The 26,426-nt window shown below is 63.8% G+C and carries 37 protein-coding genes; 18 read left to right on the top strand and 19 right to left on the bottom strand.

Translation table 11 applies throughout. The features are described 5' to 3' along the window. The first annotated feature begins 200 nt into the window (after nt 1-200). Both AC2FMM_RS10470 and AC2FMM_RS10465 read left to right on the top strand, forming a co-directional pair. Entirely contained in the window at nt 201-728 is a 528-nt protein-coding gene (locus tag AC2FMM_RS10470) for a hypothetical protein (RefSeq protein ID WP_496688815.1), read from the top strand. Nucleotides 729-753: 25 nt separating this feature from the next. Further along, a complete protein-coding gene (locus AC2FMM_RS10465) occupies nt 754-1,146 on the top strand; it encodes an META domain-containing protein (RefSeq protein ID WP_496679269.1) in 393 nt (130 codons plus the stop codon). Here the strand turns inward: AC2FMM_RS10465 and recO are convergent. Then, nucleotides 1,130-1,855 carry a DNA repair protein RecO gene (recO, locus tag AC2FMM_RS10460; RefSeq protein ID WP_496796515.1) on the bottom strand — a complete coding sequence of 242 codons (726 nt, stop codon included), beginning with the start codon at nt 1,853-1,855 and terminating at the stop codon, nt 1,130-1,132. The two genes, AC2FMM_RS10465 and recO, sit on opposite strands and share 17 nt — an antisense overlap. Nucleotides 1,856-2,014: 159 nt before the next feature. On the opposite strand from recO, the gene trhA reads away from it, so the two are divergent. Beyond that, entirely contained in the window at nt 2,015-2,677 is a 663-nt protein-coding gene (gene trhA, locus AC2FMM_RS10455) for a PAQR family membrane homeostasis protein TrhA (RefSeq protein ID WP_496796514.1), read from the top strand. A 98-nt stretch (nt 2,678-2,775) separates the two neighbouring features. After that, complete coding sequence (locus AC2FMM_RS10450) at nt 2,776-3,549, top strand: FkbM family methyltransferase (protein WP_496796513.1); 774 nt, start codon at nt 2,776-2,778, stop codon at nt 3,547-3,549. A gap of 12 nt (nt 3,550-3,561) precedes the next feature. Here the strand turns inward: AC2FMM_RS10450 and AC2FMM_RS10445 are convergent, their stop codons facing one another. From AC2FMM_RS10445 to folK, 10 genes are all read right to left on the bottom strand, one after another. Continuing rightward, nucleotides 3,562-3,891, bottom strand: coding sequence for a DUF1491 family protein (locus tag AC2FMM_RS10445; protein ID WP_496711224.1), 330 nt, complete (start codon nt 3,889-3,891; stop codon nt 3,562-3,564). Beyond that, nucleotides 3,888-4,796, bottom strand: coding sequence for a GTPase Era (gene era / locus AC2FMM_RS10440; protein ID WP_496688806.1), 909 nt, complete (start codon nt 4,794-4,796; stop codon nt 3,888-3,890). Before era ends, AC2FMM_RS10445 begins: the two co-directional genes overlap by 4 nt. A 138-nt stretch (nt 4,797-4,934) precedes the next feature. Continuing rightward, on the bottom strand, nt 4,935-5,615 hold the full coding sequence (rnc, locus tag AC2FMM_RS10435) for a ribonuclease III (RefSeq protein WP_496796512.1): 681 nt from the start codon (nt 5,613-5,615) through the stop codon (nt 4,935-4,937). After that, complete coding sequence (gene lepB / locus AC2FMM_RS10430; RefSeq protein WP_496679280.1) at nt 5,612-6,448, bottom strand: signal peptidase I; 837 nt, start codon at nt 6,446-6,448, stop codon at nt 5,612-5,614. Before lepB ends, rnc begins: the two co-directional genes overlap by 4 nt. Before the next feature lie 29 nt (nt 6,449-6,477). Continuing rightward, on the bottom strand, nt 6,478-6,921 hold the full coding sequence (gene acpS / locus AC2FMM_RS10425) for a holo-ACP synthase (RefSeq protein ID WP_496679283.1): 444 nt from the start codon (nt 6,919-6,921) through the stop codon (nt 6,478-6,480). 1 nt (nt 6,922) lies between these two features. After that, nucleotides 6,923-7,696, bottom strand: a complete 774-nt coding sequence (locus AC2FMM_RS10420; RefSeq protein ID WP_496679286.1) for a pyridoxine 5'-phosphate synthase — start codon at nt 7,694-7,696, stop codon at nt 6,923-6,925. Next, nucleotides 7,689-8,387 carry a DUF2062 domain-containing protein gene (locus AC2FMM_RS10415; RefSeq protein ID WP_496688802.1) on the bottom strand — a complete coding sequence of 233 codons (699 nt, stop codon included), beginning with the start codon at nt 8,385-8,387 and terminating at the stop codon, nt 7,689-7,691. The genes AC2FMM_RS10420 and AC2FMM_RS10415 overlap by 8 nt, the downstream gene beginning before the upstream one ends. A gap of 16 nt (nt 8,388-8,403) precedes the next feature. Then, entirely contained in the window at nt 8,404-10,536 is a 2,133-nt protein-coding gene (locus AC2FMM_RS10410) for a RelA/SpoT family protein (RefSeq protein WP_496796511.1), read from the bottom strand. 26 nt (nt 10,537-10,562) lie between these two features. Continuing rightward, nucleotides 10,563-10,916 (bottom strand): DNA-directed RNA polymerase subunit omega, encoded by a 354-nt coding sequence (gene rpoZ, locus AC2FMM_RS10405; RefSeq protein ID WP_496679290.1) that lies wholly within the window; start codon nt 10,914-10,916, stop codon nt 10,563-10,565. Between the two features lie 86 nt (nt 10,917-11,002). Continuing rightward, nucleotides 11,003-11,581, bottom strand: a complete 579-nt coding sequence (gene folK / locus AC2FMM_RS10400; RefSeq protein ID WP_496796510.1) for a 2-amino-4-hydroxy-6-hydroxymethyldihydropteridine diphosphokinase — start codon at nt 11,579-11,581, stop codon at nt 11,003-11,005. Between the two features lie 136 nt (nt 11,582-11,717). On the opposite strand from folK, the gene AC2FMM_RS10395 reads away from it, so the two are divergent. The 8 genes from AC2FMM_RS10395 (at nt 11,718) to AC2FMM_RS10360 (ending at nt 16,175) form a co-directional block, all read left to right on the top strand. After that, nucleotides 11,718-12,290 carry a LabA-like NYN domain-containing protein gene (locus tag AC2FMM_RS10395; protein ID WP_496679293.1) on the top strand — a complete coding sequence of 191 codons (573 nt, stop codon included), beginning with the start codon at nt 11,718-11,720 and terminating at the stop codon, nt 12,288-12,290. A gap of 192 nt (nt 12,291-12,482) precedes the next feature. Next, the gene (gene ispH / locus AC2FMM_RS10390) at nt 12,483-13,433 is read left to right on the top strand and encodes a 4-hydroxy-3-methylbut-2-enyl diphosphate reductase (protein WP_496741957.1); all 951 of its coding nucleotides are present in this window, start codon (nt 12,483-12,485) and stop codon (nt 13,431-13,433) included. Continuing rightward, a complete protein-coding gene (locus AC2FMM_RS10385; protein WP_496679296.1) occupies nt 13,430-13,882 on the top strand; it encodes a DUF3429 domain-containing protein in 453 nt (150 codons plus the stop codon). Before ispH ends, AC2FMM_RS10385 begins: the two co-directional genes overlap by 4 nt. After that, nucleotides 13,879-14,463, top strand: coding sequence for a class I SAM-dependent methyltransferase (locus AC2FMM_RS10380; protein ID WP_496796509.1), 585 nt, complete (start codon nt 13,879-13,881; stop codon nt 14,461-14,463). The genes AC2FMM_RS10385 and AC2FMM_RS10380 overlap by 4 nt, the downstream gene beginning before the upstream one ends. Then, nucleotides 14,456-14,923: a ribonuclease HI gene (gene rnhA, locus AC2FMM_RS10375; RefSeq protein WP_496711219.1), complete on the top strand. Its 468-nt coding sequence runs from the start codon at nt 14,456-14,458 to the stop codon at nt 14,921-14,923. Before AC2FMM_RS10380 ends, rnhA begins: the two co-directional genes overlap by 8 nt. Further along, nucleotides 14,920-15,543, top strand: coding sequence for a trimeric intracellular cation channel family protein (locus AC2FMM_RS10370; protein WP_496796508.1), 624 nt, complete (start codon nt 14,920-14,922; stop codon nt 15,541-15,543). The genes rnhA and AC2FMM_RS10370 overlap by 4 nt, the downstream gene beginning before the upstream one ends. Before the next feature lie 40 nt (nt 15,544-15,583). Next, the gene (locus AC2FMM_RS10365) at nt 15,584-15,787 is read left to right on the top strand and encodes a hypothetical protein (RefSeq protein WP_496679304.1); all 204 of its coding nucleotides are present in this window, start codon (nt 15,584-15,586) and stop codon (nt 15,785-15,787) included. Further along, nucleotides 15,759-16,175, top strand: coding sequence for a hypothetical protein (locus tag AC2FMM_RS10360; protein WP_496796507.1), 417 nt, complete (start codon nt 15,759-15,761; stop codon nt 16,173-16,175). The genes AC2FMM_RS10365 and AC2FMM_RS10360 overlap by 29 nt, the downstream gene beginning before the upstream one ends. Nucleotides 16,176-16,184: 9 nt before the next feature. On the opposite strand, the gene AC2FMM_RS10355 is transcribed toward AC2FMM_RS10360, so the two are convergent. Genes AC2FMM_RS10355 through def (AC2FMM_RS10335) form a run of 5 tightly spaced genes read right to left on the bottom strand, consistent with a single transcriptional unit; the run spans nt 16,185 to nt 18,595 of the window. Further along, nucleotides 16,185-16,421, bottom strand: coding sequence for a GlsB/YeaQ/YmgE family stress response membrane protein (locus AC2FMM_RS10355; RefSeq protein WP_149776373.1), 237 nt, complete (start codon nt 16,419-16,421; stop codon nt 16,185-16,187). 1 nt (nt 16,422) lies between these two features. Beyond that, nucleotides 16,423-16,659 (bottom strand): hypothetical protein, encoded by a 237-nt coding sequence (locus tag AC2FMM_RS10350; protein ID WP_005981317.1) that lies wholly within the window; start codon nt 16,657-16,659, stop codon nt 16,423-16,425. Next, on the bottom strand, nt 16,659-17,579 hold the full coding sequence (fmt, locus tag AC2FMM_RS10345; RefSeq protein WP_496796506.1) for a methionyl-tRNA formyltransferase: 921 nt from the start codon (nt 17,577-17,579) through the stop codon (nt 16,659-16,661). Before fmt ends, AC2FMM_RS10350 begins: the two co-directional genes overlap by 1 nt. 6 nt (nt 17,580-17,585) lie before the next feature. After that, nucleotides 17,586-18,080, bottom strand: a complete 495-nt coding sequence (gene def, locus AC2FMM_RS10340; RefSeq protein ID WP_496796505.1) for a peptide deformylase — start codon at nt 18,078-18,080, stop codon at nt 17,586-17,588. Beyond that, the gene (gene def, locus AC2FMM_RS10335) at nt 18,077-18,595 is read right to left on the bottom strand and encodes a peptide deformylase (RefSeq protein ID WP_005981311.1); all 519 of its coding nucleotides are present in this window, start codon (nt 18,593-18,595) and stop codon (nt 18,077-18,079) included. The genes def (AC2FMM_RS10340) and def (AC2FMM_RS10335) overlap by 4 nt, the downstream gene beginning before the upstream one ends. A 94-nt stretch (nt 18,596-18,689) precedes the next feature. Here def (AC2FMM_RS10335) and AC2FMM_RS10330 point away from each other — a divergent pair, with 94 nt between their 5' ends. After that, nucleotides 18,690-19,862 carry a MalY/PatB family protein gene (locus AC2FMM_RS10330; RefSeq protein WP_496796504.1) on the top strand — a complete coding sequence of 391 codons (1,173 nt, stop codon included), beginning with the start codon at nt 18,690-18,692 and terminating at the stop codon, nt 19,860-19,862. An 11-nt stretch (nt 19,863-19,873) separates the two neighbouring features. Here AC2FMM_RS10330 and AC2FMM_RS10325 read toward each other — a convergent pair whose 3' ends face one another. Continuing rightward, on the bottom strand, nt 19,874-20,227 hold the full coding sequence (locus AC2FMM_RS10325) for a hypothetical protein (RefSeq protein WP_496679319.1): 354 nt from the start codon (nt 20,225-20,227) through the stop codon (nt 19,874-19,876). Nucleotides 20,228-20,408: 181 nt separating this feature from the next. Between AC2FMM_RS10325 and AC2FMM_RS10320 the strand changes: the two genes are divergently transcribed. After that, a complete protein-coding gene (locus AC2FMM_RS10320; RefSeq protein WP_496679321.1) occupies nt 20,409-21,398 on the top strand; it encodes a glutathione S-transferase family protein in 990 nt (329 codons plus the stop codon). Here AC2FMM_RS10320 and AC2FMM_RS10315 read toward each other — a convergent pair. After that, the gene (locus tag AC2FMM_RS10315) at nt 21,380-21,742 is read right to left on the bottom strand and encodes a response regulator (RefSeq protein WP_490359939.1); all 363 of its coding nucleotides are present in this window, start codon (nt 21,740-21,742) and stop codon (nt 21,380-21,382) included. The genes AC2FMM_RS10320 and AC2FMM_RS10315 overlap by 19 nt on opposite strands. A 181-nt stretch (nt 21,743-21,923) precedes the next feature. On the opposite strand from AC2FMM_RS10315, the gene AC2FMM_RS10310 reads away from it, so the two are divergent. From AC2FMM_RS10310 to AC2FMM_RS10295, 4 genes are all read left to right on the top strand, one after another. Then, complete coding sequence (locus AC2FMM_RS10310) at nt 21,924-22,889, top strand: threonine-phosphate decarboxylase (protein ID WP_496796503.1); 966 nt, start codon at nt 21,924-21,926, stop codon at nt 22,887-22,889. After that, complete coding sequence (gene cbiB / locus AC2FMM_RS10305) at nt 22,886-23,806, top strand: adenosylcobinamide-phosphate synthase CbiB (protein ID WP_496796502.1); 921 nt, start codon at nt 22,886-22,888, stop codon at nt 23,804-23,806. Before AC2FMM_RS10310 ends, cbiB begins: the two co-directional genes overlap by 4 nt. A gap of 14 nt (nt 23,807-23,820) precedes the next feature. Beyond that, on the top strand, nt 23,821-24,984 hold the full coding sequence (locus AC2FMM_RS10300; protein WP_496796501.1) for a lytic murein transglycosylase: 1,164 nt from the start codon (nt 23,821-23,823) through the stop codon (nt 24,982-24,984). A 470-nt stretch (nt 24,985-25,454) separates the two neighbouring features. After that, entirely contained in the window at nt 25,455-25,988 is a 534-nt protein-coding gene (locus AC2FMM_RS10295; protein WP_496679326.1) for an extensin-like domain-containing protein, read from the top strand. 73 nt (nt 25,989-26,061) lie between these two features. On the opposite strand, the gene AC2FMM_RS10290 is transcribed toward AC2FMM_RS10295, so the two are convergent. Continuing rightward, the gene (locus tag AC2FMM_RS10290) at nt 26,062-26,421 is read right to left on the bottom strand and encodes a hypothetical protein (RefSeq protein ID WP_496796500.1); all 360 of its coding nucleotides are present in this window, start codon (nt 26,419-26,421) and stop codon (nt 26,062-26,064) included. Between the last annotated feature and the right edge of the window lie 5 nt (nt 26,422-26,426).

The raw sequence follows: 26,426 nt of genomic DNA, 5'->3' as shown, positions 1-26,426 counted from the left end.
GGTCTTTTCTTTTGTGGCAATCCAGTAGTGCCGAATGACCAGATCTGCCGTATTCAATTCACCCAACTCGACCCACCAGACACGATGGCGCGCTAAATTCCCGCTTGGGCCCCGGTACAGGTTTCAGCTAAGTAGCTATCGAACCGCATCATGCTGCGCCGCGGCTACGCAGATGCCGACCTGATCTTTGCGGAGTGACGATGGCGCGCCTTCTGATCCTTGTTCTTGGCTTCCTGCTTGCGGGATGCAGCACGCCGTCCGGCACACCCTCGGGCGATGTTGCCGGTCTGACCCGCGCCATTCAGAACCTCGGCCCCGATGTCGATCCGCAGGAAGCCGCCCGCGCGGCACGAATCGCTCATGACTATGCGCTGCAGCTGAGGGCCGAGTATCGGGTCACCGATCCGGCGATCATTCACAACGCCAAGGTCATCAACGGTTTTCGCGAACGCGGGCTGTGCAATGACTGGGCCGAGGATATCCTGAAGCGGCTGCGGCAAGAGAACTTCCGCACGCTGGACCTGCACTGGATCACCTCGCCACCGACCCCGTTCCGCATCATCCACCACTCCGCCGCGATCAGCGCCAAGGGCGACGGGCCCTATGACGCGATCGTGCTGGACGGCTGGCGCAACGGGGGTGACCTGTTCTGGGCGCCGGTGCGCGAGGACACGCGCTACAACTGGCGTCCACGGATGGAGGTGCGCACCGAACTGCTGGCGCAATGACGCCAAGTCGGGATAGAAAGCCCTCATGCTGCGCCTGAGCCTGATCCTGCCCGCCCTTGCCCTGTTGCAATGTGATCGCGACGAAAGCGTCGCCGCCTATGGCGCGGCCGACCGCACCTGGGTGCTGCAGGAAGTGAACGGCCAGTCCTATGACGCGAGCGCCTTGCTGCGCTTTCCCGAAGAAGGCAAGATTGCCGGCAACGCGCCCTGCAACAGCTACTCGGGCACATTGAGCGCGCCCTATCCGTGGTTCGAAATCGCCGACCTGACCGCCACCCGCGCCGCTTGCGCCGGGCTTGAGGCCGAAGGGTTCTATTTCGCCGCGCTGCTGGCGATGACGCAGTCCGAGGTGTCGGGCGACGTGCTGATCCTGCGCAACGAGGACGGGCACGAGATGGTGTTCAAAGCCGCCGAGTGAACTGATCGACAAAGCGGGCGCGGGCTTCGGGCAGCGGCGTGTGACCCAGCGATGGCGCCACGCGATGCGCCAGGAAATAGCCGGTTGTGCGCAGCCCGGCGGCGACCTCGTCATCCGGGGCGGCCCCCTGCCCGCGCAACACCGGCGGCAGAGGCAACAGCCGGTCGGCCCAATCCCCGGCGCCTTCGGCACTGACCGCCCGACCTGTCTTGGGTGAGACATAGGCCAGCCCCTCGGTCGTGCCGGTCACGGCGCAGCTTGTCAGGTCCAGCCCAAAGCCCAACTCTTCAAGCAAGGCCAGTTCCCAGCGCAGATAGGCCAGCGGCCAGATCTCGTCCTGGCCCAGCAGATCCATCAGCTGTTCCGTCTGCCGGAAGAGGCCCGGGTGCGGTTCTCGTTCAGGTAGACAAAAAGACAGCAGCGCTACGACCGCGTTCAGCCCTGACAACGCCAACCGCCCCGAAAACGCCGCCGCCGCGCGCGAGCGCAGCGGCTCGACCTGGAAGGTGCCGATATGTTCCTGCAATCGCGCCCGCCATAGCACGTCCAACTGCGCGCCGGGTTGCAGGATGGGCGCAATCTTGCGGCTGGCACCCCCGCGCACCACGCCCGCATGGCGGCCATGGGTTTCGGTGAACACCTCGATGATGGCCGCAGTTTCGCCGTGGCGGCGGGTGGTCAGAAGAATGCCATGGTCGCGCCAGTCCATGCGGGGCCTTTGGTTTGCCTTGAGGTCGCGTCGAACCGTGACGGTACGGCGCGGCGCAAAAAGAAGCAAATTCAATCGAAGAACTCCAACTAACGCGCCGGAATTGTGGACTTGAATTCGCAGCGGCATTACCCGGAACGGGCAGCCACGAGGCCAGACATGACCGACGCAACCTTTCCCAGCATTTCCCCCGCCTTCCGCCGGGCGGACATGGCGGTGCATGCGCTGGGACTGGCGTTGATCTTGGGCGCGGGCGGCACGCTGCTGTCAAAAGCGATGGCCCATCTGCAAGGTGCGCTGGTGGCTGCGGTCTTGGTCTATGTGGCTTGCGCGCTGGCGTCGAACCTGGCGTCCTGGGCCTATCACTTTCTGCCGCTGCACGAGCGGCGGACGCTGCTGCGGCGCATCGACCACGCGGCGATCTATCCCAGCATCGCCGGCACCTTCACGCCGTTCTTCGTTCTGGCTGGCACGCCCTGGACGATGGGTCTGCTGGTGGTGTGCTGGGCTCTGACGGCGGTGGCGGTCTGGAACAAGAAAACCAATGAAACCGTGAAATCGCGCTGGTCGACCGCGTCCTACCTAGGACTGGGAGCGCTGGGGCTGCTGGCCCTGCCCGACCTGCGGAGCGTACCCGTAGCGACACTTTGGTGCATTCTGGCCGGGTCGGGCTGCTATGTAGTCGGAACCGCGTTCTATGCCCGCAAGACGCTGCCCTACCGCTATGCGATCTGGCACGTCTGGGTGAACCTGGGCGGGGTCGCCATGTTCGCGGGCGTCTGGCTGGCACTGTCGCCCCTGTGGGTGCCCGGAGCATCCTGACGGGCGCGGAAAGGCCCGATCAGGAATAAGTGTTTTTCAGCGCAGATCCCACTGATAGAAAGCACTCGGAACGGGGAACTAAAACGGGATCTACCGCCATGGACTGGCCGAATGACCTTCTACGCGACATCTTCAATGACCCGGACACCCCCAACAAGATCAGAAAACGCATCCGCCGCGAATTGAAACCCACCGAGGTCGACTATCGCGGGTGCCGGATGCGCATTCATCCCGCCGACAACAACACGGAATTTCAGATCTGGCGCATGGGGCGCACCCAGGAAGAACGTGCTTTGCGGCATATTCTGAAAGACCTGCCCAAAGACCGCCCGATCGTGGCCTATGACGTTGGCGCCAATGCCGGGGCTCACACCCTGCGCCTGGCAGCGGTCGCGGCACCCGGATCAGTGATCCATGCATTCGAACCCAACCCTGTCATGCGGGCGCGGCTGGAAGAAAACATCCACCTGAACGCATTTGACTGCATCCGGGTCCATGATTGCGCGATTTCGGACAATAGCGGCGAGATGGAGCTGTTTGTGCCAGCGCAGGGAAACCTGGGGCTGGCCAGACTGGGCGAACCGATGCGCGGCGCCAACGGCATATCGGTTCAGGTGCGGACGCTGACCGAGTTTTTGCCACCGGACCCGGATATGCCGATCGACCTGGTCAAGGTGGATGTCGAGGGCCAGGAAGACCGGGTGCTTGCCCCGCTGATCACCGAAGCTTCGGCCACCCAGAAACCCAAATCTATCTTCTTCGAACTCCAGCACGAACGCTTCTGGTCGGTCGATATTGCGGGTCTTTTGGAGCAAAACGGATATGAATTACGCGGTAAATTCGGGCGCAACGCGCTGTATCGGCTGACCTGAAAGGTCCAGGTCTCAGTCCAGCCCTTCCTCGTTCAAAAGATGCCGGCTTTGCCGGTCTTCGACCTCGATTACCCAGAGGTCGGGGTCAAAGCTGCGCTGGCGGGCGATCGCCTCGTCCACCTCAGCCTCGGGACCTTTGGCCAGCTCGATCCATTTGCGTGCGCCGCTGAGCAGGTCGAAGCTGCGCTGAAAGGCGGTGGCATTGCCGTCGAGCGTGTTGAGCTTGACCAGAACCGCGCCGGCAGTGTCGTCGCCATGGGCTACGACAAAGGCGGGGATCTCGTGCAGGCGCAGCCGGGCCAGGTAGGCGTGGACCCAGAACTCGGCCGTCAGGCGGGTCATGTGTTGCCGTCTTTGAAATCCAGACCCATCTCCGAGTAGCGCTCGGCCTCTTCCAGCCAGTTGGGCCGGACCTTCACCTGCAGGAACAGGTGGACTTTGCGATCAAGGAAATCCTCCAACTCGGCCCGCGCGGCCTGGCTGATGGCTTTGATCGTCTCGCCGCGCTTGCCCAGCACGATGCCCTTGTGGCCGTCGCGCATAACATAGATCACCTGGTCGATCCTGGCCGAACCATCCTTGCGTTCTTCCCAGTTCTCGGTCTCGACAGTCAGCTGATAGGGCAATTCCTGATGCAGGCGCAGGGTCAGCTTCTCGCGCGTAATTTCGGCCGCGATCATGCGCAGCGGCAGATCGGCGATCTGGTCTTCAGGGTAGAGCCAGGGGCCTTCGGGCAATTGCTGCGCCAGCCATTTGCGCAGGTCATCGACGCCGTGGCCTTTTTCAGCCGAAATCATGAAGGTTTCGGCAAAGGGGAAGCGGTCATTCAGTTCGCGGGTCAGTGACAGCAGCGCGGGGGCCTCGACCCGGTCGATCTTGTTGATCGCCAGCGCCACCTTGCGGCCTTGCGCGATCTCGGACAGGCCATCCAGGATACGCTCAACGCCTTCGGTGATACCGCGATGCGCCTCGACCATCAGAACGATGATGTCAGCATCGGCCGCCCCGCCCCAGGCCGCCGCGACCATCGCGCGGTCAAGTCGGCGGCGGGGTTTGAACAGACCCGGCGTGTCGACGAAGACCAGTTGCGCATCACCCTCCATCGCAACGCCGCGGATACGGGCGCGCGTGGTCTGCACCTTGTGCGTCACGATAGAGACCTTGGCCCCGACCATGCGGTTCAGAAGGGTGGATTTGCCTGCGTTGGGCTCTCCGATCAGGGCGATGAATCCGGCGCGTGTCGTCATGGTGTCGTTGGTCCTGGTTGCAAGTCTGTTTCCCTAGCGCAGAACGGCGTCGGGGGCCAGCCCTGGACTGCGTCGTGAGCCGGGGGGCCAGCCCCCCGGACCCCCCGGGATATTTTCAGCCAGATGAAGGCGGGCCGATTACTTGGGCAGACTGTCCAGCAAGGCACGTGCGGCGGCCTGTTCGGCCTGACGCTTGGAGGGCGCAGTGGCCTGAGCCTCGTGGCCGGATTCTAGCCGGGCGGCGATGGTGAAGACCGGAGCGTGATCAGGGCCTGTGCGCGACAGCTCGACATAGCTGGGCGGTTTCTGACCGCGGGCCTGGGCCCATTCCTGAAGCGCAGTCTTGGCGTCGCGGGCATCAGCCTTAACCGTATGGATCCGATCTCCCCAGAGCTTGAGGATCACGTCACGTGCAGCCTCGAACCCGGCATCGCGATAGACGGCGGCAATCACCGCCTCCATCGCGTCGCCCAGCAACGCCTGTTTGCGGCGGCCGCCCGACATCATCTCGGACCGCCCCAGCTTCAGCACTGCGCCCAGGTCGATCTGACGGGCGACCTCGGCACAGGTCTCCTTGCGCACAAGCGCGTTGAACCGCGGCGCCAACTGGCCTTCAGTGGCGGTCTTGTCGGCCTCGAGCAGTGCGCTGGCCATCACCAGGCCTAACACCCGGTCACCGAGGAATTCGAGCCGCTGGTTGTCGGGCCGCGTGGCCGAATAGACCGACCCGTGCGTCAGCGCCCGCACCAGCAGTTCGGGATTGGCGAACTGGTGCCCCAGGCGTTTCTGGAACGCCTTCATGTCAGCCGACAGCTTCAATGGATTGCCTTGAAGAACCTGTCGCCCCGCCAGGTCCAGAAGAACAGCATCGACCGGCCCGCAGACGAGAACATGATGCGATCGGCGCGACCGATCAGGTTTTCATAAGGCACGTAACCGACCCCGCCAGCCGATTGCGGCAGGCGCGAGTCGGCCGAGTTGTCGCGGTTGTCACCCATGAAGAAATAGTGGCCCTCGGGTACGAGGTAGATACCGGTGTTGTCCGATCCCTGGTTGCCGATGTTCAGGATTTCGTGCTGAACGCCGTTGGGCAGGGTTTCGATGAAGCGTGACTTCTCGCAGGTGCCGCCGACACCGACCGGGCCGTTTTCGCAGCGCGGGCGCAGGCGCTGCGGGCCTTGCGGCTCGGCGATCTCGGTGAAGGTGCCGTCGGGGGTCTGCTTGACCTCGACCCCATTGATGTAGACCACCCCACCGCGCACCTGGATGCGGTCGCCCGGCAGGCCGATCAGCCGTTTGATGTAGTCGCGGCCGGTGACCGGGTGGCGGAACACGATCACATCGCCGCGTTCCGGCTCTCCGCCCAGCAGACGGGTGTTGTCTCCACCCATCCAGCCGCAGATGTCTTCGGCATCGATGTTGAGTCCGACACTGGGGATGATCAGGCTGGGGCACGAGGCGTAGGAGTAGCCATAGGCCATCTTGTTGACGAACAGGAAGTCGCCGATCAGCAGCGTGGGTTTCATCGATCCCGACGGAATCCAGAAAGGCTGAAAGAACAGAGTGCGGAAAACGCCCGCGATCAGCAGGGCATAGACGATGGTCTTGATCGTCTCCCAGATGGCGTTTCCGGATTTGGCTTGCTCGGCCATACTGCTCTCCAGTCCTTGCGTCGTTGGGGCTACATGCGGGGCGATCGAGGCCAAGTCAAGGCCGCGTCCGAATCGGCCACGGGGCGGGCCTCGATCACAACGAAAGCCTGGGCCCAGGGGTGGTCATCAGTCAGGGTGACGTGGATGATGGCCTCGTGCCCATCGGGCGTCATCTCGCGCAGCCGCTCAGCCGCCCAGCCGGTGACGTGCATCACGGGTTGCCCGGTGTGCAGGTTGGTCACGGCCATGTCCTTCCAGGCGATGCCCATGCGCAAGCCGGTGCCCAGCGCCTTGGAGCAGGCCTCTTTCGCGGCCCAGCGCTTGGCATAGGTGCCGGCGGTGTCGGCGCGCCGCTCGGCCTTGCGCTGCTCGGTCTCGGTGAAGACACGGTTGCGGAACCGGTCGCCGAACCGGTCAAGCGTGCCCTGGATACGGTCGATATTCGCCAGATCGGTGCCGATGCCGAGGATCATGTCAGGCGTCGACCTTTCCTGAATGCGACGGCGCTCGCGCCTCGTCCATCAGGCGGCGCATTTCATGGATGGCCGGACCCAGACCGCGGAAGATGGCCTCACCGATCAGGAAATGGCCGATGTTGAGTTCGCGCAGTTCGGGGAAGGCTGCCACGGGCTGCACCGTGTCATAGGTCAGACCGTGGCCGGCGTGTACTTCGAGCCCCAGCGCATGAGCAAAGGCGGACATCTCGCGCAGCGCGTCCAGTTCTCGTCGCGCGTCATCCATCCGGCCTTCGGCATGGGCGTCGCAATAGGCGCCAGTGTGCAGCTCGATCACCTGCGCGCCGATGCGGTGGGCGGCCTCGATCTGCTTGCGGTCGGCGGCGATGAAGATCGATACGCGGCAGCCCGCGTCACGCAGCGGCGCGATGAAATGGGCAAGACGATTTTCCTCGCGCGCGACTTCCAACCCGCCCTCTGTGGTGCGCTCCTCGCGCTTTTCGGGGACGATGCAGACCGCGTGCGGCTTGTGGCGCAGGGCAATCGCCTGCATCTCGGGGGTGGCAGCCATTTCAAAGTTCAGCGGCACAGACAGCACCTGCATCAAGCCTTCGATGTCAGCGTCGGAAATGTGGCGGCGGTCTTCGCGCAGATGCGCGGTGATGCCATCGGCACCGGCCTCTTCGGCCAGTTTGGCCGCGCGCAGCGGGTCGGGATATGCCCCGCCGCGCGCGTTGCGCACGGTGGCCACGTGGTCGATGTTCACGCCCAGACGCAGGTGAGTGTCAGACATCTTTCGATTCCTTTCTGGTCGCCCGCGCCGAACCTAGAGGGTTTGTTTGCGAAACGGCAGGGGCTGCTTCGGCGCGGCGTTTGATTTCCTCGAACTTGGCTTTGATCTTGGCTCGGCGGCGCTGTTGATAGGTGCGGATCAGCGGCAGGCTGATATAGCCGCAGATCACTCCGGCCACGATACCCGGGATGATACCGCCGATCATGTAAGGGTAGAATACGCCGTCATAGAACTGCGCCCAGCCATGCCAGTCGGCGACGCGGTCGGTGAACAGAGCCACGAAATTGTTCTTCAGATCCCCAAGCGCATCGGCGAATTTGCGCATCAGCCCCTGGGTGTCGCCCTCATCATATTTTGTGCCCAGCAGGAAATGCCCGGTCTGCAGGCAGATCACCCCGATCGGCACATAGGTCAGCGGGTTGCCGAAAAACGTGCCGCTGAGCGCGGCCAGAATGTTGCCGTTGATCAGCCGGGCCAGCACCGCAGCCACCACGAAATGCAACCCGTAGAACGGCGTGAACGAGGCGAACACTCCGGCGCCAATGCCGCGCGCGATACGCTCGGGCGTATCGGGCAGACGCCGGACGCGGTGTTTGACATAGTGAAAGGCCCGGGTCCAACCGCCGCGCGGATAAACGAACTCCGAGGCGGCCTGAAGAGCAGAGCGGCGATCACGGCGCTTGAATACCACTCCTGCGTGTCCCCTCTCAGCTTGCTGCGACCGCAGCGTCCCGCGTGTTTCGATACCGTTCGACCGCCGCGACATCGCTTTCGGCCTCGAGCATCAGCATCAGCGAATGCAGCTGTTGCAGGTCGCGCACCTCGACACTGAGTAAAAGGCGGTAAAAATCCGGTTTGCGGTCCACGAATTCCAAGTTCGAGATATTGGCCTTTTTCTCGCCGATCAATGTGCAAATACGCCCCAGCACCCCGGCATCGTTGCCGATGGTCAGATCCAGCGTGGCGCCGTACGCCGCCGGGTGCGTACCCGAATGCCAGTGCAGATCAACCCAGCGCTGCGGCTGGTCTTCGAATTCGGTCAGGCGACCGCAGTCGATGGCATGCACCACTACACCTTTCCCGCGCGAAGTGATGCCCACGATCCTTTCCCCCGGAAGCGGCTGACAACAGGGCGCACGCTCGAATTTCTGGCCCGGTTCCAGGCCAATCACCGCGCGGCGCAGCGGGATCGCCTCGCCCTCATCCTTGGTCAGCTCGGGATAGACCACGGCGACCACGTCATGGGCTGTCAGTTCGGCACTGCCGACCCGGGCCAGCAACTCGTCGCTGTCCTTGATCCGCAGTTGCTTGGCAGCGGTCTCCAGCGCCTTGTCGGTCGCCTTGCGGCCCACGTGCTCGAACCCCGCGCGCACCAATTCGCGGCCCAGCTTGATGAATCTTTCGCGGTCGACCTCGCGCAGGGCGCGGCGGATGGCGGTGCGGGCCTTGCCGGTCACGGCAATCTCAAGCCATGTCACCTGCGGCGTCTGGCCGTCTGCGGTGATGATGTCGACCGATTGGCCGTTCTTGAGCCGGGTCCACAGCGGCACCCGGATGCCGTCGACCTTGGCCCCCACGCAGGCATGGCCGATGCGGGTGTGGATCGCATAGGCGAAATCGATCGGCGTTGCCCCACGCGGCAACTTGACCACATCGCCCTTGGGCGTGAAGCAGAACACCTGGTCGGAATACATCTCGAGCTTGACCGCTTCGAGAAAATCCTCGTGGTCTTCCTCGGCGTTGAACTGTTCGGTCAGGCTCGCGATCCACTTGGCAGGGTCCACCGCAAAGGGGTTCTCGGTCCGCACCCCGTCCCGGTAGGACCAATGCGCCGCCACACCGGACTCGGCAACATCGTGCATCTGCCGGGTTCGGATCTGCACCTCGACCCGCTTGCCGTCACGCCCGGAAACGGTCGTGTGGATCGAGCGATAGCCGTTCGATTTGGGCTGACTGATGTAATCCTTGAACCGCCCCGGCACCGCGCGCCAGCGTTGATGGATCGCGCCCAGCGCGCGATAGCAGTCTTCCTCGGTCTGGGTGATGATGCGGAAGCCATAGATGTCGGACAGGCGCGAGAAGCCCTGATCCTTTTCCTGCATCTTGCGCCAGATCGAATAGGGTTTCTTGGCGCGGCCGAACACCTCGGCCTCGATCCCCGCTTTCTCCAACTCGTGCCGCATGTCCCCTGTGATGCGGTGGATCACGTCACCGGTTTCGCGCTGCAGCGTGATGAAACGACGGATGATCGACTGGCGGCCTTCGGGGTTGAGGACACGGAAGGCCAGATCCTCAAGCTCTTCACGCATCCACTGCATGCCCATCCGGCCGGCCAGAGGCGCGAAGATGTCCATCGTCTCGCGCGCTTTCTGCACCTGCTTTTCAGGGCGCATCGCCTTGATCGTGCGCATATTGTGCAGACGGTCGGCCAGCTTGACCAGAATGACCCGCAGGTCCTTGGACATGGCCATGAACAGCTTGCGAAAATTCTCGGCCTGCTTGGTTTCGCGGCTGGAAAGCTGGAGATTGGTCAGCTTGGTGACACCGTCGACCAGCATCGCCACCTCGTCACCGAACAACTCGGCGATCTTGGAGTAGCTCGCCTTGGTGTCCTCGATCGTGTCGTGCAGCAGCGCCGTGATGATGGTCGCATCGTCCAGACGCTGTTCGGTCAGAATGGCCGCCACCGCGACTGGGTGCGAGAAATAGGGCTCGCCCGAGTGCCGGAACTGGCCTTCGTGCATCTTCTTGCCAAACTCGTAGCCCCGGATGATGCGATCGGCATTTGTCTTGGGGTTGTAGTTGCGGACCAGCGCAACCAGGTCTTCAGCTGAAATCATCCGGTCCGCACCTTCGTGTTCAGGGCTTACCCCTGGCCCTGAGCCTCCATCAGGGCGCGCAGGAGTTTTTCTTCCGACATGTCGTCATCTGCGGGCTTGTCCGATTCGGCCCCCATCAGCAACGCCATCTGATCCTCTTCAGGCTCGTCGACCTCGATCTGGGTCTGGTTGGCCTCTATCAGACGCTCGCGCAGTTCGTCCGAGGTCTGGGTTTCCTCGGCAATCTCGCGCAGGGCTACGACCGGGTTTTTGTCATTGTCGCGGTCGATCGTGATCGGCGCGCCGGCGGAAATTTCGCGCGCGCGGTGGGCAGCGAGCATCACCAGTTCGAACCGGTTCGGAACCTTGTCTACGCAATCTTCGACCGTCACGCGGGCCATGAGGCGCTCTCCACTAATGAATCCATGTCAGGAAGACGCTTATCTAAGCGCGAATCCCCGCCATGACAAGCGGGAAATGCCCTTTTTCACGCGGCATCCAGCGGCGTGACCGCGGCGACATCGTCCGGCGGCAGGCGTTCGATCATTTCATTAACCGTCAGGCCCAGCACCGGGTGCCGCCAGCCCGGCGCCACCTCCGCCATCGGAACCAGAACGAAGGCGCGGTCCTGCAGGCGCGGATGGGGTAGGATCAACTGCTCGGGAGCCGCCTCTCGCTGCCGGTCGAGCGGCAGGTTCAGCCAATGGTCGAACGCGGCAGCATCGGGCAGAACGCGATCGCCCCAGCAGACGAGGTCCAGGTCAAGTGTGCGCATCCCCCAGCGCTGCTGGCGGGCACGGCCGAAATCGGCCTCGACCCTGTGCAGAAGGGTCAGAACCTCCTGCGGGGCCGCCTCGGTCTCGACCAGCGCGGCGGCATTGACATAATCTGGTCCGGCGCCCGCCGGAAAACACGGGGTCGAAAAGAACCGGCTGACAGCGCGAATCACCAAGCCCTCACCGGCCAACGCGTCGACAGCCCTGCGAAGTGTCACCTTGGGTTCATTTGATCTCAGTTTGAGATTTGCTCCCAGCGCGATGACCGCTTTTGACGTGGAGTTGACCATAAATAACCCTATGTTCAGACCTGAGCGCACTTGCGATACATGCGGAATCTCTTATTTTAAAGCGACCGGCGCGTGATTTCTCATCACTCACTCACTTACACCACCGCGCGCTGGTCAATACCGGAAGGACGATTTTATGTTTTACAAGGACGAACGGCTGGCGCTGTTCATCGACGGCTCGAATCTGTACGCCGCCGCGAAAGCCCTGGGATTTGATATTGATTACAAGTTGCTGCGTCAGGAGTTCATGCGTCGCGGCAAGCTTCTGAGGGCCTTTTACTACACAGCGCTGCTGGAAAACGACGAATATTCGCCGATCCGCCCCTTGGTCGACTGGCTGAACTACAACGGTTTCACCATGGTGACCAAACCGGCCAAGGAATACACCGACAGCATGGGGCGCCGTAAGGTCAAGGGGAACATGGATATCGAACTTACAGTCGATGCCATGGAACTGGCGCCACGGGTGGATCATATCGTGCTGTTCTCGGGCGATGGGGATTTCCGCCCGCTGATTGCCAGCCTGCAACGTCAGGGCGTGCGCGTGTCGGTGGTTTCGACCATCCGCAGCCAGCCGCCGATGATCTCGGACGAACTGCGGCGCCAGGCCGACAACTTCATCGAACTGGACGATCTGCGCGACGTGATCGGGCGCCCGCCGCGCGAGGCGTCGGACGAGCCGCGCAATGTGGCGGTGGCCGGGAAGTAACGTCTCTCACGGCCCACACCTGCGGATCAATGGCGCGGCCGGGACGGAAAGCCCCAGCCGCGCGTCTTCAAAAAAGAACCTGTGCTCAAACACCGGCACCTTGGCATGTGTTTGTGTCAGCGAAATGACACCCGTCCCGTCTGGACCCGAGGGCGGAAAAGCCTTACCTGTCCCTGTCAAGGAGACAGACGCATGACCAAGCCCCCCCTGACCCTGTATCTGGCCGCCCCGCGCGGGTTCTGCGCTGGTGTGGACCGCGCGATCAAGATCGTGGAAATGGCCCTGCAGAAATGGGGCGCCCCGGTCTATGTCCGGCACGAGATCGTGCACAACAAGTTCGTCGTGGACGGCTTGCGCGCCAAGGGTGCCGTCTTTGTCGAAGAGCTGGACGAATGCCCCGATGACCGGCCGGTGATCTTTTCCGCCCATGGCGTGCCCAAGTCAGTGCCCGCCGCCGCAGCCGCGCGCGAGATGCTCTTTGTCGACGCCACCTGCCCGCTGGTATCCAAGGTCCATATCGAGGCCCAGCGCCACGCCGAGGCCGGGTTACAGATGATCATGATCGGGCACAAGGGCCACCCCGAAACCGTCGGCACCATGGGCCAGCTGCCCGAGGGCGAGGTTCTGCTGGTGGAAACGGTTCACGATGTGGCCGAGGTGCAGGTCCGCGACCCCGAAAAACTGGCCTTTGTCACCCAGACTACCCTCTCAGTGGACGACACGCGCGACATCGTGGCCGCGCTGCAGGACCGCTTCCCGGCCATCGTCGGCCCGCACAAGGAAGACATCTGCTATGCCACCACCAACCGTCAGGAGGCGGTGAAGACCGTCGCACCCAAGTCGGATGCGCTGCTGGTGGTGGGTGCGCCCAACTCCTCAAACTCGCGCCGTCTGGTCGAAGTGGCGTCCAAAGCGGGCTGCACCTATGCCCAGTTGGTGCAGCGGGCCACCGACATCGACTGGCGCGCGCTGGAAGGGATTTCCAGCATCGCCATCACCGCCGGCGCCTCGGCGCCCGAAGTCCTTGTGAACGAGGTGATCGACGCCTTCCGCGACCGCTATGACGTGACCGTCGAAACCGTCGAAACCGCCACCGAGAATGTCGAGTTCAAGGTGCCTCGCATTCTGCGCGTGCCCGCATGAGCGGCATCCCCCGCGCACCGTTAGTTCTGGGCCTGGCCGGTCTGATCCCCTTTGTATGGGGCGCGCTGACCTACCTGAGCGGAGACCTGAATGATTGGGGCAGCCGCGCGCTGGGCCCCCGGTTCGTGGGGCCCTATGTGCAGCTGTTCTATGGCGCTGTGATCCTCAGCTTCATGTCCGGCGTTCTGTGGGGCTTTGCCACCAAGACCTCGGGCAACCGGGCGGCGCTGTGTTATGGGCTGTCGGTCCTGCCGGCGCTGTGGGCGTTCTTCACCACCGGCGGCGGGCCGGTCGACGCGGGCACCAACCTGATGATCGGCTTTGCCGGTCTGCTGGTGCTGGACGCGCTGTTCTGGTCCTGGGGCCTGACCCCGCGCTGGTGGATGAAACTGCGGCTACTGCTGAGCGCCGTCGTTCTGGCCTGCCTGGCCGTTGGAGTATTCTTGTGAGCGACAAACGAACCATCGACGCCTACACAACCCGTGTGGACGACTATCTGAAAGTGCCGCTGCCGCCCGAACAGATCGAATCGCGCGCAGCATTCGCGCAGGCGGTCGGCGACGGGCTGGTGCTGGATCTGGGGTCGGGTCCGGGTTTGGACAGCGGATTCTTTCTGCGCCAGGGGCTTCGGGTTCGGGCGCTGGACGCCACACCGGCCTTTGTCGAACACGCCCGCGCAAATGGCGTGGAGGCGTATCTGGGCACGTTCGACGACGTGACCGAAACAGCCGAATACGATGGGGTCTATGCCAGCTTTTCCCTGCTGCACGCCCCGCGCGCCGATTTCCCGCGACACCTGGCCGCCATCCACCAAGCCCTGAAGCCGGGCGGTGTGTTCTTTCTGGGCCTGAAACTGGGCACCGGAGAGCATCGCGACGAACTTGACCGCTACTACACCTATTTCACGCGCCCCGAGATCGAGACCGCGTTGGTCGAGGCCGGGTTCGTCATTCACCGTGTCACCACCGGTATGGGAAAGGGGCTGGCCGGATCGTATGACGGTTTCATTCTGGTGCTGGCCCATGCCTGATCTGTTTGCCTATACCGATGGTGCCTGTTCCGGCAATCCCGGCCCCGGAGGCTGGGGCGTGCTGCTGCGGGCCATGGATGGCGAAACCGTCCTGAAAGAGCGCGAGTTGAGCGGCGGCGAGGCCGAGACGACAAACAACCGGATGGAGCTGCTGGCTGCGATCAGCGCGCTCGAGACATTGGAGCGGCCCTCGAAAATCACCATCGTGACCGACAGCGCCTATGTGAAAAACGGGGTGACGGGCTGGATCCACGGGTGGAAGCGCAACGGCTGGAAGACCGCAAACAAGAAGCCCGTCAAGAACGTGGACCTGTGGCAGCGGCTGGACGAAGCGCAACAGCGCCATGACGTGACCTGGGAATGGGTCAAGGGCCATGCCGGCCACCCCGAAAACGAACGCGCCGACGAACTGGCACGCGCGGGCATGTCCCCGTTCAAGCCGAAAAAGGCCCGCACATGAGCGGTCTGGCCCTGCTGGACTATACCTCGGTTTTGGTCTTTGCGCTGACCGGGGCGCTGGTGGCCAGCCGGGCGCAGCTGGACCTTGTGGGGTTTGCCTTCATCGCCTGTCTGACGGCGGTGGGCGGTGGCACGGTGCGTGATCTGCTGCTGGATCGGCACCCGGTCTTCTGGGTGGGTCAGCCCGACTATATCCTGATCGCGGTGGCGGCGGCGGTGGTCGTGTTCTTCACCGCGCATCTGGTCGAAAGCCGCTACAACTGGCTGGTCTGGCTGGACAGTTTCGCGCTGTCGATCGCCGTGGCCGCGGGAACCGGCGCGGCGCTGGCGCTTGGCCAGTCGGGCGTGATCGTGGTGTTGATGGGTGTGACCACCGGCTGCCTGGGCGGGCTGATGCGCGACGTGGTCTGCAACGAGGTGCCGCTGGTGCTCAAACAGGGCGAACTCTATGTCTCCTGCGCCTTCACGGGGGCGCTGGTGGCGGTGATGGCGACCCGTCTGGGGCTGGAGACGCTGCTGGCGCTGGGCCTTTGCGCGCTGTCCTGTTGGGCGCTGCGGGCCGGATCGCTGCTGTTCGGCTGGCAGTTGCCGGTCTACAAGACACGCCCGCCGCGGCAATGACCGCCCGCCGGACAAGGGCAAAAGGCGCAATGATCATCCGATGACACGGTTGCTGATCTGCCTGCCCCTGCTGGCTGGATGCGCCGAGGACTACACGCCGCTGAGTTTCGTTGCGCGCGGGGACAAGATCATTGTGACGGGAACGATCGACCACACCTCGCTCAGCGCCTTCGAGGAGGTCATCGCCCATAATCCGGGGTTGCAGGACGCTGGTGTTGCAGAACATCGAAGGGTCGGTGGATGACGACGCCAACGTGATCTTCGGCCGCGTCGTACGGGCCGAAGGGTTCGATACCGTCGTTCCGTCAAACGGTCTGGTGGCATCGGGCGGAACCGATCTGTTTCTGGCGGGCAATCGACGGACCCTGCAACCGGGCGCCTGTGTCGGGGTCCACAGCTGGGCGGGCGGTGGGTTCATAGCCGCAGAGCTGCCGGAAGATCACCCCGAGCATGACAGGTATCTGGACTATTTCCGCGATATCGACGTGGACGAGGATTTCTACTGGTTCACTCTGGATGCGGCTTCGGCCGAGGACATGCACTGGATGACTGCGGGCGAAGCGAACCGGTTCGACATGACAACCCAGCCCGTTCAGCGCCTTGGATCCGCGGACATCTGTGACGCGCGCTAGGGCCTCGGGTCAGCGCCGGAAATAGGTCTTCCAGATCCAGATCAGCAGCAGCGCGCCCAGCACCGCGCCGACGAATCCGGGCATCCAACCCATGACCGTCAGCAAGGCACGCATGATCAGCCCGCCCACCACGGCCCCGGCGATACCGATCAGCAGGGTGGTGGGGATGTCCGCCTCGATCCGCATCAGGCGGGTGGCCAGAAATCCGGCTGCGGCTCCGATGACGATCAGGGCAAGGACGGGCATCTCATTTCCTCCAATGCGTGGGCACGATGATCAAGGCCCCCACCGACGAGATCACCGCATCCAGCCCCGGCGGCCCAAAGCTGATGCCGAACATGATGCGGATAAAGTAGAACAGGAACGCCCCGCCCACGCAGATGATGATGGATTGCAGATAACCGTTGTGGGTAAAGCCCGTCACCTCGGACAGATAGCCGACGATGCCGGCAATCACTACGGTGCCCATCATCACCATGAACATCAGGACGTCTCCGAGCTGAGGCGGGTTCCGGCCGGGATCGACCAGCCCCGCAGGAAGGTTTCCCTATCCTGCGCCGCCCTGCCCGCCCGTTGCAAGCGCAGCAACTCGACCGCGTCGGTGCCGCAGGCCACGCGCAGCGCGTCGTCGAGTACCTCGCCCGGTACGCCCTGCCCGTCCCACAGGCGCGAGGCGAGCAGCTTGACGCGCTCGCCCTCGATCTCGGTCCAGGCGCCGGGAAAGGGCGACAGGCCACGGATCTGGCGATCGACCTCGACAGCGGGGCGCGACCAGTCCACGCGGGCCTCGGCCTTGTCGATTTTTGCGGCATAGGTCACGCCGACCTCGGGCTGCGGTTCGGGGGTTAGCTCGGGCAGGCGGTCCAGTGCCTGCACGATCAGATCGGCGCCCATCGCCGACAGGCGGTCATGCAGCTGGGCGGTGGTTTCCTCGGCTCCGATCGGGGTGGCCTGACGCAGCAGAACGGGGCCGGTGTCCAGACCGGCCTCCATCTGCATGATGCAGATGCCGGTCTCGGCATCGCCCGCCATGATCGCACGGTGGATCGGCGCGGCCCCGCGCCAGCGCGGCAGCAGGCTGGCGTGGATGTTCAGGCAGCCATGCCGGGGCGCGTCCAGAATCGGCTGCGGCAGGATCAGCCCATAGGCCACGACCACCGCCACATCGGCCTTCAGCGTGGCAAAGGCTGCCTGTTCCTCGGGCGATTTCAGCGAGGTGGGATGGCGCACCGGCAGGCCCAGCGCCTCGGCGCGGGCATGCACCGGTGTGGGCCGGTCCTTCTTGCCGCGACCGGCCGGGCGCGGGGGCTGGCAATAGACGGCGGCGATCTCATGCCCGGCCTGCACCAACGCATCCAGCACCGGCACCGAAAACTCGGGCGTTCCCATGAAGATGACGCGCATGCCGCCCTACCCCGCTTTTTTCGCCTTGCGCAGCAGCATGTCGCGTTTGACCTTGCTGAGACGGTCGAAATACATCCGACCGTTCAGATGGTCGATCTGGTGCTGCACGCTGGTGGCTTCGATGCCGACGAAATCGTGCTGGTCGATCTCGCCTTTTTCATTGAGGAATCGGACCGTCACCGCACGCGGACGTTTGATCTTGGCCGACACGCCCGGCAAGTTCGGGCTGGCCTCGTCATGCTCGCGCAGCTCGATTGAGCTGTGCAGGATTTCGGGGTTGGCCAGGCGCACCGCGCGGCCACGCTCGGTCGAGCCATCCACGACCGCCAGCCGCAGCATCACGCCGATCTGGGGCGCCGCCAGGCCGACGCCGGGCATTGCCTCCATCGTGTCGATCATGTCGTCCCAGATGGCGCGGATCTCATCGGTGATCTCGGCCACCGGCTCGGCCTTGGTGCGCAGGCGCTTGTCGGGCCACGGCAGGCAGGGACGGACGGTCATGCGCGGGCCAGCTCACGCTTGAGCTTGACCATCTTGCGCGTGATCATCTGCCGTTTCAGCGGCTTGAGATAGTCGATGAACAGCTTTCCGTTCAGGTGGTCGATCTCGTGCTGCACGCAGGTTGCCCAGAGACCGTCGAAGGTTTCGCGCTGCGCCTTGCCGTTCTGGTCCATCCAGGCAACCTCGACCTCGGCGGGGCGGGTGACCTCGGCGAACTGATCGGGGATCGACAGGCAGCCTTCCTCGTAGACGCTGGTTTCGTCCGAGGCCGAGATGATCTCGGGATTGAACATCACCAGCGGGCGGGGGGTGGCGCCTTCCTCCTTGACGCAATCCAGCACGATCAATCGTTCCAGCACGCCGATCTGGGGCGCGGCCAGCCCAATGCCCGGCGCGTCATACATGGTTTCCAGCATGTCGTCGGCCAGCGCGCGCAGCTCGTCCGACAGGTCGTCCACGGGCGCACAGACCTTTTTCAGGCGGGGATCGGGATGGATCAGGATGTTGCGTTTCATGGGGCTGATTTAGGTCATCGCGGGCGCGGCCGCAACGCCCCCCTTGCACCGGGCGAATTTCCCGATAGCTTTCAAGCCAACAAATGGAGCAGACATGACTTTCAACGACCTGATCGACCGCCGGGGCACCTTCAGCTCGAAATGGGACAAGATGGAGCAGCTGTTCGGCGTCTCGCCCGAGGACGGGCTGGCCATGTGGACCGCCGATTCCGACTATGCCACCGCGCCCTGCGTGATCGACGCGGTGCGCCGCGCGGCCGATCACGGGGTGTTCGGCTATTCCTGGCAGCACCCGGCCTATCTGCAGGCGGTGCAGTGGTGGATGCAGAACCGCCACGACTGGGCGATCGAGACCGATTGGGTTCTGACAACACAGGGTCTGGGCAACGCCATCGCGCTGAGCCTCGATGTGTGGAGCGAACCGGGGGACGGAGTGGTGATCTTCACGCCGGTCTACCACGAGTTTGCGCACAAGGTGAACAAGACCGGCCGCCGGGTGGTGGAATGCCCGCTGGTGCGGGCCGGCGATACCTATGAGATCGACCTGGACGACGCACAGTCGCGGCTGGACGGGTCCGAACGGATGTTGATCTGGTGTTCGCCGCAGAACCCGTCCGGGCGGGTTTGGACAGTGGACGAGCTGCGTGCGGTGGCGGCCTTTGCCGAACGCAACGGGCTGATCCTGATCTCGGACGAGATCCATCACGATCTGGTCTATCCGGGCCACAAATTCGTGCCGATGGACGTGGCCGCGCCGGATGCGCGGCCCTGGACGGTGACGCTGACAGCGGCGTCCAAGACCTTCAACATCGCAGGCCAGCGCACCGGCAACATGATCATTCCAGACGACACGCTGAGGGCGCAGATGCGCCACCGGCTGAACACTTTGGACTATGACCCCAGCGCACTTGGCGTGGCCATGATCACCGCGGCCTACACGCCCGAAGGCGCCGAATGGGTGGATGCCCAGATCGACTACCTGAACGGCAACCGTGCGCTGTTCGATGAGACGATTTCCGAGATCCCCGGCCTGTGGTCGATGCCCCTGCAGGCGACCTACTTGGCCTGGGTCGATTTCTCGGGCACCGGAATGGACCATGCCGAATTCGTGCGACGTCTGCGGCAGGACGCACGGATCGCCACCTCACCCGGGCCAGGTTTTGGCACTGGGGGCGAGACGTTCGAACGCTTCAACCTGGCCACCCAACGCACGCGGGTCGAAGAGGCCTGCACGCGGTTGAAGGCGGCCTTCAGCGATTTGCAGTAGACTTGGCAGGCCTACTCCGCCGGCCCGAGCAGGGCAATCGGGGCGTCGGGGTCACGCGCATAGTCCAGTGGTGCAGTGTCGACATGGGCCGTGCTGCGTTTGAACTCATACCGCATTTCCGGGCCTTCGGTATCTGCCGCAATGATCAGGCACTGATACAGATGCCGCGCTCCGTCATAGATGTCGACCAGCCCGCGCAGGCGCGGCGTGGTATCAGATTCGACCGTGAACCCGTCCTTCCACAATCTGAGGACTCTGTAGGTTTTGTCGCCCACTTCCACCCGCAAACGGCTGGCCTTCTTCAGGGCGGCGATTCGGGCGGCGTCCAATTCCGCGCTGATTTCCTTGGAAACATAGGTACTCATGAAAAACTCCCCCGGTTGCCGATTCCATTCTGACCTCATTTTCGTAAAAATCCAGTGAACTTGGTCGCATGAGCGCGGGCGGCGTTGTGCATCCGCGCAGGGACCTTGCGCGCTGAACCTCATAGGAACGAAGGACTATGCGTCTTATCATTGTGGCCAGACGCAAAGTGGAGGAGCCGGGATGGGCCTTTTGATCGACGGCGTGTGGCACGACAAATGGTATGACACAAAATCCACCGGTGGGGCCTTCAAACGCTCGGCCGCCCAGTTCCGCAACTGGATCACAGCCGACGGCCGCCCCGGCCCGTCGGGCAAGGGCGGGTTCAAGGCCGAAGCCGACCGGTATCACCTTTATGTCAGCTTGGCCTGCCCCTGGGCGCATCGCACGCTGATCTTTCGTCAGCTTAAGGGGCTGCAGGACCTGATCACCGTATCGGTCGTTCATCCCGACATGCTGGAGCACGGCTGGACCTTCCAGACGGACGACCACGGCGCCACCGGAGACACGCTCTATGGCCTGGACTATGCCTATCAGGTCTACACCCGCGCCGATCCGCAGTATTCGGGCCGGGTGACGGTACCGATCCTTTGGGACAAGGCGCAACAGACCATCGTGTCGAACGAAAGCTCCGAGATCATCCGCATGTTCAATGCGGCCTTCGACGAAATCACCGGCAACACCGACGACTACTGGCCCGCCGAAATGCGCGACGCGATCGAAGAGGTCAACGCGCGGGTCTATTCAAACGTGAACAACGGTGTCTACAAGTCGGGCTTTGCAACCACGCAAGAGGCCTATGACACGGCCGTGCACCCCCTGTTCGACACGCTGGACTGGCTGGAGGACCGGCTGTCCACGAACCGTTATCTGATGGGGGATCGCCTGACCGAGGCCGACTGGCGCCTGTTCACGACCCTGATCCGGTTTGACCCGGTCTATCACCTGCATTTCAAATGCAACAGAAGGCGGCTGATCGACTATCCCAACCTGTGGGCCTACACGCGCGAGCTGTATCAGTGGCCGGGGGTGGAAGGCACAGTGAACCTGCATCACATCGTGCGGCACTATCACTACAGCCACGACAGCATCAATCCGCACCGGATCATCCCGATCAACCCGGTTCTGGACTATTGGCAGCCGCACGGACGCGATCAGCGCCCCGCTGCGTAGTGTTCGACCATGGCCGCCAGATCCTCGGGCGGCGTGTTGCTCTGGACATAGGCACAGGCGTTCGAACTGTGCGCAAAGATAGACCCGTCCGAGAAGAAGGTGGTATTGGTGACAAAGATCACCCGCGCGTCCGGCCGGCGATAGTTGGCAAAATCCGCCACGGCCAGCGCGCTGCCGGACTCCAGCACCAAATCCAGAATGATGACTTCGAACGGCGTCGCATACAGCGCCAAGATCGCGGTCTCTTGGCTGTCAACCAGCGTTACCTCGGCACCCTGGCGTTCCAGGTGCCGCTGCCACACCCGACCGAGGTCAGGGTTACTCTCAACAATCAAAACTTTCATTTGCAACAACCTTGGCACTTGATACAGTCCGAAGTGCCATCCCCTACGCCCCTGATCCCGCGATTTCGTTAACAAAGTGTTAACGGCCACTTCCACATTTCCAGAACGGGCGGATTCCCTTGTAAATTCGGCGTGAATCCGCTTGAACCTGGGTAAATCGCGCGAACAGGCAAGAAAACGCATGACGGACAGCATCCAGGATTTGAACCCGCGCAACCAGCGCGACCATGGCGGCGGCCTGGACCAAGCCATCGCCAGCCATGGCGGTGCGCGAGCGGAATGGATCGACCTGTCGACCGGGATCAACCCGCATCCTTATCCTATGGCGGACCTCATGCCTGAAGACTGGACCGCCCTGCCGGATCACGGGGCCTTTGCCCGGCTCAGCGATGCGGCCCGTCGCTTCTGGGGCGTGCCGGAGGGCGCGGCAATCCTGCCCGCGCCGGGCGCCTCGGCCCTGATCGCGCGGATCCCGGCGCTGGCCCCCGTTGGTGCGGTCCAGATCACCACGCCTACCTACAACGAACATGCTGCCGCCTTTGCCGCGCAGGGCTGGAGGGTGCAGCCTGACGGTCCGGCGCCGGCACGGGTGATCGTGCATCCCAACAATCCCGACGGCCGGATCTGGCGGGCCGAGGACGCCGACGCGCCGCTGACCGTGATCGACGAAAGCTTTTGCGACGTGACGCCCGAGGCATCTCTGATCCGCCTGTCGGAACGCTCCGGCGTGATCGTTCTGAAAAGCTTTGGCAAGTTCTGGGGTCTTGCGGGCCTGCGACTGGGCTTTGCCATCGGGGACCCCAACCTGATCGCGCGTCTGAACGATCTGATCGGCCCCTGGGCGGTGTCCGGCCCGGCCCTGCGCATCGGCGCGCAGGCCTTGAATGACACGGCCTGGGCCGAGGCCACACGCGCCCGGCTGGTCCGTGATGCGGATTGGCTAGATACGCTGATGACTGGCAAGGGCGCGCATTTGGTCGGCGGCACCACCCTGTTCCGCCTGTATGACGTGGACGATGCCGCCGCCTGGCAGGACCGGCTGGCACAGGCCCATATCTGGAGCCGCATCTTCCCCTATTCCGACCGGTTCCTGCGGCTGGGCCTGCCCCCCGAGCATGGCTGGTTGCGGCTCGAGGCGGCGCTGTGAGCGCCGCGCTGACGCTGGCCCTGGCGATGCTGCTGGACGCCGCATTGGGCGAGCCCGACTGGCTGTGGTCGCGCCTGCGGCACCCGGCGGTGCTGATGGGCAACGCCATCGGCTGGCTGGACCGCCATCTGAACCACGGCACGCATCGACGGACCAAGGGTGTTTTCGTCGCCCTTCTGCTGCTCTTGAACGGCTGGGTGGTCGGTGCGGCGCTGACGTGGCTTGGCTGGGTGGTCGAGGTCGTGGTCTGTGCGATCCTGTTGGCGCAGAACTCTCTGGTGGCGCATGTCCGCGCCGTGGGCGTCGCACTGCGGCAGTCCCTGCCCGAGGGCCGCGCCACGGTTGCGATGATCGTGTCGCGCGACACCTCGCAGATGACCGAGGCACAGGTGGCGCGCTCGGCCATCGAAAGCGCCGCCGAGAACCTGAGTGATGGGGTGATCGCCCCCGCCTTCTGGTTCTTGCTGGGCGGCCTGCCGGGGTTGCTGGTCTACAAGGCGGTGAACACCGCCGACAGCATGATCGGGTACCGCAACGACACGTACCGAGACTTCGGCTGGGCCGCCGCCCGGCTGGACGATCTGCTGAACCTGATCCCGGCGCGGCTGACTTGCCTGATGATCGTGGCCCTGTCAGGGCAGTGGCGCCAATGGCGGGCCATCGTCGCGGACGCGCGGCGCCACATCTCGCCCAATGCCGGCTGGCCCGAGGCCGCAATGGCCCGCGCGCTGGACGTGGCACTGGCCGGGCCGCGCAGCTATGACGGGCAGATGCGCGATCTGGCCTGGGTCAACGGCGAAGCCCGGCGCTCGATCGGCGCAACGGAGGTTTTCCGCGCATGCAGAATGCTTTGGCAGGTTTGGGGGCTTGCGTTGGCGGGGCTGACGGTGTGGGTTGGTCTGAACACGGTTTTCTGAGGATGGTTTTCGTCATGCGCTTTGTCTCGGGCCTAGTGGCCGCTTGCCTGTTCGCCGCCCCGGCCCTTGCCCAATGCGGCGGCGGCTTCAACGCCTTCGTTCGCGGACTGAAGGCCGAAGCGGCACAGCAGGGCTACGATACGGCCACGGTCGATGCGTTCTTCAACGGTGTGCAACAGGACCCCAAGGTGCTGAAGGCCGACCGCGCACAGGGCGTGTTCCAGAAACCGTTCATCGAATTCTCGCGCCGCCTGATCTCGCAGGACCGGATCAGGCGCGGCCAGGCGATGGCGCAGAAATACGACGCCGTGTTCGACCGGATCGAAGCCGAATACGGTGTATCGCGCGGGGTCCTGCTGGCCTTCTGGGCGTTCGAGACGGATTACGGCGCCTTCCAGGGCGATTTCAACACCCGCAATGCGTTGGTGACGCTGGCCCACGATTGCCGCCGCCCCGAGCTGTTCCGGCCGCAGATCTTCGCCGCGATCGAGCTGTTCCGGAACGGCGATTTCGACCCGAACCGCACCACCGGCGCCTGGGCGGGCGAGATCGGCATGGTGCAGATGCTGCCCCGTGACATTCTGGAAAACGGCGTGGACGGTGATGGCGACGGGCATGTGCGGTTGAAAACGTCGGCCCCCGACGCGCTGATGTCCGGGGGCAAGATGTTGTCGCATCTGGGTTGGCAGCCGGGTCAGCCCTGGCTGCAGGAGGTCACCGTGCCTGCGCAGATGGACTGGTCGCTAAGCGGGCCGGGCAAACCGCGCCCGGTCTCGGACTGGCAGGCGGTGGGTGTGCAGGCGCGTAGCGGGTCGCTGGCCAACCTGCCGGCCTCGCTGATCCTGCCGCAGGGGCGCAAGGGGCCGGCCTTTCTGGCCTATCCAAATTTCGATGTCTATTTCGAGTGGAACCAGAGCTTTGTCTATGTCCTGACCGCGGCCTATTTCGGAACGCGTCTCGAGGGCGCACAAGTCTATGCTGCGGGCAACCCCGAACCGGGCCTGACCGGCGCTCAGATGAAGCAGCTGCAGGCCAAGCTGCAGGCGCGCGGGCACGACGTGGGCAAGATCGACGGTATTCTTGGCGCCGGTACGCGGGCCGCAGTTCAGGCCGAGCAGGCCCGGCTGGGCCTGCCCGCAGATGCTTGGCCAACGGTGGATCTGCTGAACCAGCTCTGAGCGGGCGCGGCACAGGAAAGGCCAGTGCGAAGCCAACCGCTCGAACCGGCGGCCCGATGACCGACGGCAGAAAACGGTTGATCCGACGGCGCGGCATCCGCTTAACTTCCAGAGGTGAAAAGTTTCCCGGACCGGATCGCAGGGGCGGACGCGGCGATCCGCACCCGGTGCGGTCCGGCTGCAATCGGGCAAGCACCCTGCCCGGCTGTCTGGAGGTTGGTGTGATCCGTGTTCTGAGTGTTCTGCTGTGTCTCGGTGTCGGGCCGGCATTTGCCGCCCCCAACTGCGCCGAGAGTCCGGTACCCAACTTGCAAGGATTTGACATTCCCGCGCCGCCTGATCCCGGCGACACCGCGCAGCCTGCAGCAGTCGTTGTACCCGCTGACATTGTCCGCACGCCCGTCGCCGTCTCGCCCCGCCCTGCCTTACGACCGTGCAAGTTTTCCAAGATCGGAGAGGGCCGCCAGCGCATGCGCGAACGTGGCGCCTTGTGCGATGACTGGACCATCGTTGGCGAACCTCGCAGACGCTTCGCCGGAACGTACCGGGGCTGCGGAATCGGCCGCCCGGTTCAGGTCCACAGCATGTCGGACATCCGACTGAGCCAGAAGGCGTTGATGGATTGCCGAACGGCAATCACCCTCAATACATGGATCGAGACCATGGCCAAACCGGCCTTTGCAGATCTGGGCGGCGGATTGGACGAGGTCCGGCTTGTCGGACACTATTCCTGCCGGACGCAGAACAACCACCGCTATGCGCCGTTGTCCGAACATGCGCGCGGTCGGGCCGTCGACATTTCGGCGTTTCAACTCAGGGATGGCACGATCGTGTCCGTGCGGGATGGGTGGAATACACTCGAATTCGGCCCCATTCTACGCCGCCTACATCGTGAAGCCTGCGGGCTGTTCGGTACCGTGCTCGGCCCGGCGGCGGACAAGTACCACCGTGATCACTTCCACTTCGACACGGCACAGCGCCGCAAGGGGGCGCTGTGCCGCTAGCATCCGGCCAAAGCCATGCACTGCCAGGCTCCACGCATCGGGGCCGAGCCCGATGGATCTGAACGCCATGACATCAAGGCCGCACCGGGAATCGTTCGCCTTTTTCGGTGATCAGGATCAGCCGGTCTTTGTTGCGCACATACAGATCGCAGCGGTCGAACCCATTTCGATACTGCACACAGATGCTGCCATCAGCGGCGATGCTGTAGGTCCCGAAGGCCGTTCCGCCGCCATTGGCCGCTGAATAGGTATAGGAATAAGACCCACCGGCCGAGTATTTCGACTGACCGTCGTCATGAAAGGTCAGCGTGCAGCCTGCCAACGCATCCAGTTCAGCGGGGCTCAAGGGGACGTCGCCGGGGCGGGTGGCCCATTCGGCAGCCCAGAGAGGCGAGGCGGCGCAAGCCGCGCCGATCAGCAACAGATGTTTCATGCGGC

It is taken from the genome of Ruegeria sp. BHSC043 (genome assembly GCF_059612985.1).
Note: the sequence above shows the minus strand (reverse complement) of the source record. Positions and strands in the feature narration are given on the sequence as shown.